5 protein-coding genes and 1 pseudogene are annotated in these 5079 nt (G+C 66.5%); 5 read left to right on the top strand and 1 reads right to left on the bottom strand.

The features are described from left to right. Window positions 1-128, bottom strand: a pseudogene (locus tag JYJ84_RS37990) (YkgJ family cysteine cluster protein); the annotation flags it as partial. 160 nt (window positions 129-288) lie between these two features. On the opposite strand from JYJ84_RS37990, the gene hemN reads away from it, so the two are divergent. The 5 genes from hemN (at window position 289) to urtA (ending at window position 4985) form a co-directional block, all read left to right on the top strand. Continuing rightward, on the top strand, window positions 289-1680 hold the full coding sequence (gene hemN, locus JYJ84_RS28055; RefSeq protein ID WP_175222825.1) for an oxygen-independent coproporphyrinogen III oxidase: 1392 nt from the start codon (window positions 289-291) through the stop codon (window positions 1678-1680). A gap of 79 nt (window positions 1681-1759) precedes the next feature. Next, window positions 1760-2017, top strand: a complete 258-nt coding sequence (locus JYJ84_RS28050) for a hypothetical protein (protein ID WP_006488573.1) — start codon at window positions 1760-1762, stop codon at window positions 2015-2017. A gap of 104 nt (window positions 2018-2121) precedes the next feature. Continuing rightward, window positions 2122-2778 carry a protein-L-isoaspartate O-methyltransferase gene (locus JYJ84_RS28045; RefSeq protein ID WP_011351194.1) on the top strand — a complete coding sequence of 219 codons (657 nt, stop codon included), beginning with the start codon at window positions 2122-2124 and terminating at the stop codon, window positions 2776-2778. Between the two features lie 14 nt (window positions 2779-2792). Then, the gene (locus tag JYJ84_RS28040) at window positions 2793-3116 is read left to right on the top strand and encodes a rhodanese-like domain-containing protein (protein WP_011351193.1); all 324 of its coding nucleotides are present in this window, start codon (window positions 2793-2795) and stop codon (window positions 3114-3116) included. A 561-nt stretch (window positions 3117-3677) separates the two neighbouring features. After that, the gene (gene urtA, locus JYJ84_RS28035; protein ID WP_039367747.1) at window positions 3678-4985 is read left to right on the top strand and encodes an urea ABC transporter substrate-binding protein; all 1308 of its coding nucleotides are present in this window, start codon (window positions 3678-3680) and stop codon (window positions 4983-4985) included. The last annotated feature ends 94 nt before the right edge of the window (window positions 4986-5079 follow it).

Raw genomic sequence — 5079 nt, 5'->3', positions numbered from 1 at the left:
TTGCCGTCGGGCATGCCCGGAATCGGGCTGGAAATCGACGGCGCGATGCAGCACGCGCCGCAGCCCTCGCGGCACGCATGCGGCGGCGGGGCGGCTGACGCCGGGCGGACAGGCAATTCGACGGACACTCGGCTCTCTCGAACGAACAACAAAAAACGGTGCGGCAACCGGACGCGGTGCCGGCAGCCCCACCCTGCATTGTGCCATCGCCGGCTGCGACGTTATTACACAATGCAGCCGAATCGCGCGTTTATATACTCGAAAGCATCTAAAAAGCGCGAGACCATCATGCGTTCCGGTTCTGCCGACACACTGTTCCGTCCCGATTTGCTCGCGAAGTACGGCGCGAACGGGCCGCGCTATACGTCGTACCCCACCGCGCTGCAGTTCCGCGACGATTTCGACCCGGCCGACTATGTGCGCGCGGCAACCGACCCTGGCGCGTCGTCGAGCGAGCTGTCGCTGTACTTCCACATCCCGTTCTGCAACACCGCGTGCTTCTACTGCGGCTGCAACAAGATCGCGACCAACAACCACCGCCGCGCGCGCCCGTATCTCGATCAGCTCAAGCGCGAGATGGCGCTGCAGGCCACGCTGTTCGATCCCGCGCGCCCGGTCACGCAGTTGCACTGGGGCGGCGGCACGCCCACCTTCCTGTCCAACGACGAAACGGCCGAGCTGATGGCGGCCACCCGCGAGCACTTCGCGCTCGCGCCGGATGCCGACGCCGAGTTCTCGATCGAGATCGACCCGCGCACGGTCACGCCGGCGACGCTCGCCCACCTGCGCACCATCGGCTTCAACCGGCTGAGCCTCGGCGTGCAGGATTTCGACCCGGTCGTGCAGCAGGCGATCAACCGCATCCAGCCGCTCGCGATGACGGCCGACCTGCTCTCCGCCGCGCGCACGACGGGCTTTCATTCGGTGAGCGTCGACCTGATCTACGGGCTGCCGCACCAGACCGTCTCCGTCTTCGCGCGCACGCTGGAAACGATCATCGAACTCGCGCCCGACCGGCTGTCGGTGTTCGGCTACGCGCACATGCCACACCTGTTCAAGATGCAGCGGCAGATCGACGACGCGACGCTGCCGCCGCCGGAAACGCGCGTCGCGCTGCTCGGCCTCGCGATCGACATGCTGACGTCGGCCGGCTACGTGTACATCGGGATGGACCACTTCGCGCGGCCGTCCGACGAGCTCGTGCGCGCGCAGAAGAACGGCACGCTGCAGCGCAATTTCCAGGGCTACAGCACGCGCGCGGATACCGACCTCGTCGGGTTCGGCGTGTCCTCGATCGGCAAGGTCGGCGACGTGTACGCGCAGAACGCGAAGGACCTGCCCGCCTACGGCGCCGCGCTCGACGCGGGCCGGCTGCCGATCGTACGCGGCGTGCGGCTCACGCCCGACGACCGGCTGCGCCGCGACGTGATCACGCAACTGATGTGCAACCTCGAGCTGCCGTTCTCGCATGTCGAGGCCGCACACGGCATCCGCTTCGCCGATCATTTCGCGCGCGAACTCGACGCGCTGCGCCCGTTCGAGCGCGACGGGCTGCTGACGATCGCGGCCGACCGCCTGACGATCCATCCGGCCGGCCGGATGGTCGTGCGCAACATCGCGATGGCGTTCGACGCGTATCTCGGCCAGACGCAGCAGCAGCGCTACTCGCGCACCGTCTGAGCCCGGCGGGCCCGGCCGGCCGCACGCGGGCGGCCGGTTTGATACAGTGTGGGGCTTACGCCCCGCCAGAATCCGCACGATGCGCACCACCAAAGCGACCCACGCGGTCGAACGCCTGAAGACCCGCTCCGGCAACCCGCAATTCGCGGCCGTCGCGATGGCGGGCGGCCTGTTCTATCTCGTCGACCGCTCCGGCGGCACCGCCGAGAAGCGCTGCGAGCCGCTGCCGCTCGACGAGTTCGTCAAGTTCGTCGACGAATTCGGCCCCAAAAAACCGCGCAAGGCGAGCAAGCTCGATCTCGCGTTCGAGGCGCAGATCAAGAAGAGCAAGGGGTAAAGGTCTGTTGCAGGCCGCCTGAAGGCTTCGCGGCCGCCCCGTTTGGTACAATCACGAAGTTTCTCTATCCCCGCTGATGGCCGACCAGGCTGCGTGACCACACCATGAATATCGAAAACGCGCGTTTCAACATGATCGAACAACAGATCCGGCCGTGGGACGTGCTGGATCTCGACGTCCTGGGCCTGCTGTCGATCGTCAAGCGTGAAAACTACGTTCCGGCCGAATACCGCGATCTCGCGTTCGCCGACCTCGAGCTCCCGCTGCCCGGCGGCAACAGCAAGATGCTGTTCCCGCGCGTCGAAGCGCGCGTGCTGCAGGAGCTGACGGTCAAGAAGCACGAGAACGTGCTCATCATCGGCGCCGGCTCGGGCTACCTGGCCGCGCTGTTCGCGCACCGTGCGCAGCACGTGACGGCCGTCGAGATCGATCCGACCAACGCGAAGTTCGCGGAAGACAACCTGCGCAACGACGGCGTGACCAACGCGGAAGTCGTGCTCGGCGACGGTTCGCGCGGCTGGGCCGGCAAGGCACCGTATGACGTGATCTGTGTCGCGGGCGGCCTGCCCGTCGTGCCGCAGGAAATGCTCGAACAGCTGAAGGTCGGCGGCCGCCTCGCGGCATTCGTCGGCGGCCGTCCGGTGATGAAGGCGCAGATCATCACGCGCATCGACGACAAGCAGTACCGCGTCGCCGACGTGTTCGAAACGTACATCGACCACCTCGTCAACGCGATCGAGCCGTCGCGCTTCAAGTTCTGAGCAGCGGAGCCCCCATGCAGATCCTGACGGCCGCGATGCTCGCGGAATGGCTCGGCGACAAGGCGCGCCCCGCGCCGGTCGTGCTCGACGTGCGCGAACCGTGGGAAATCGCGACCGCACACATCGCCGGTAGCGTGTCGATCCCGATGCAGCAGATTCCCGCGCGCAGCGAAGAGCTCGACGACGAAGCGGAAATCGTCTGCGTGTGCCATCACGGGATGCGCAGCGCACAGGTCGCGATGTTCCTCGAATCGCGCGGCTTCACGAAGCTGTACAACCTGCAAGGCGGGATCGACGCGTGGTCGCGCGACGTCGATCCGTCCGTACCGCGTTACTGATCCTGCCGGTGGCGCATCGCGCGCCGCCGCACCGGCCGGCACCTTGCCGCCGGTCGCACTGATCCCCCGAACGGGCACGCATCGCGTGCCCGTTTCTCTTTTCCGCCCTGCCCCTTCTCCTTCCGCGCATCGGCGACGAGCGCGAACCGTTCGACATTCGGCCCCGCATCGATGCCGAGCGGCAGCGAACACGCGCGGATGCCGCTCGCATAGCGGATACGTCGCGCCCTTCCGGCAGCACCTGACGAACACGTCGTGCGCGCGCCCGTGCCGTGAATCGCGCTGCGCCGGCAGGATGCGGCACAGTGCACACGACAGGCCGGACATCGCGTGATGGCATCGGAACGGGGAACCCCGACCGTGCACCATTTGCGCCCGTGACCCTGCACCGCGACGGACCGCGCATGCTGCACGACGCGTCATGCGCACCGTCCCGACGCCGCGCACTGCCCCGCGCAGGCACGCCGGACGTGCATCCGCACGACTGGCACATGCCTTGCGTTACCCCCTTGGCCGACGCCTTCACGGCGCACGCATATCCAACACGACAAGGGGATCCCGATGAAACGTCGCAGTCTGTTGAAGTTCGGTTCGATGGCCGGCGCACTCGCGCTCGCGGGCAAGAGCCCGTTCGCGCACGCGGCCGATGCGGGCACCGGCCCGATCAAGGTCGGCATCCTGCACTCGCTGTCGGGCACGATGGCGATCTCGGAGACGTCGCTGAAGGACACCGCGCTGATGACGATCGCCGACATCAACAAGAGCGGCGGCGTGATGGGCCGCAAGCTCGAGCCGGTGGTGGTCGATCCCGCGTCGAACTGGCCGCTGTTCGCCGAGAAGGCGCGCCAGTTGCTCACGCAGGACAAGGTCGCCTGCGTGTTCGGCTGCTGGACGTCGGTGTCGCGCAAATCCGTGCTGCCGGTGTTCGAGGAACTGAACGGGCTCCTCTACTACCCGGTGCAGTATGAAGGCGAGGAAATGTCGCGCAACGTGTTCTACACGGGCGCGGCCCCCAATCAGCAGGCGATCCCGGCCGTCGAGTACCTGATGAGCGCGGAAGGCGGCGGCGCGAAGCGCTTCTTCCTGCTCGGCACCGACTACGTGTATCCGCGCACGACCAACAAGATCCTGCGCGCGTTCCTGAAATCGAAGGGCGTGAAGGACGCCGACATTCAGGAGGTCTACACGCCGTTCGGCCACAGCGACTACCAGACCATCGTCGCGAACATCAAGAACTTCTCGCAAGGCGGCAAGACGACCGTGATCTCGACGATCAACGGCGACTCGAACGTGCCGTTCTACAAGGAGCTCGGCAACCAGGGGATCAAGGCGACCGACGTGCCGGTCGTCGCGTTCTCGGTCGGCGAGGAAGAACTGCGCGGGATCGACACGAAGCCGCTCGTCGGCCACCTCGCCGCGTGGAATTACTTCATGTCGGTGAAGAACCCGACCAACACGAAGTTCAAGGACCAGTTCGCCGCGTGGGTGAAGGCGAACAACCTGCCGGGTGGCGCAAAGCGCGTGACCAACGACCCGATGGAAGCGACCTACGTCGGCATCCACATGTGGAAGCAGGCCGTCGAGAAGGCGAAGAGCACCGACGTCGACAAGGTGCGCGTCGCGATGATCGGCCAGACCGTCGCCGCGCCGTCGGGCTTCACGCTCGCGATGGACGGCAACCATCACCTGCACAAGCCGGTGATGATCGGCGAGATCCGCGGCGACGGGCAATTCAACGTCGTGTGGAAGACCAAGACCGCGGTGCGCGCGCAACCGTGGAGCCCGTTCATCGCGGGCAACCAGGGCAAGCCGGACATCGTCACGTCGATCCCGGCCTTCCTGCGCCGGCAGCGCGCGGCGCTCGCCTGATGCAGGGCGGCACGTCGCGCTTCACGCGCGACGTGCCGCTCGCACGCCGATGCCGAACCCTGTGTCTTTTACACATATGACGCTGCCGACGAAT

Source organism: Burkholderia sp. LMG 13014 (genome assembly GCF_905232215.1).
Taxonomy (GTDB): domain Bacteria; phylum Pseudomonadota; class Gammaproteobacteria; order Burkholderiales; family Burkholderiaceae; genus Burkholderia.
This window is presented reverse-complemented; position numbering and strand designations above follow the sequence as displayed.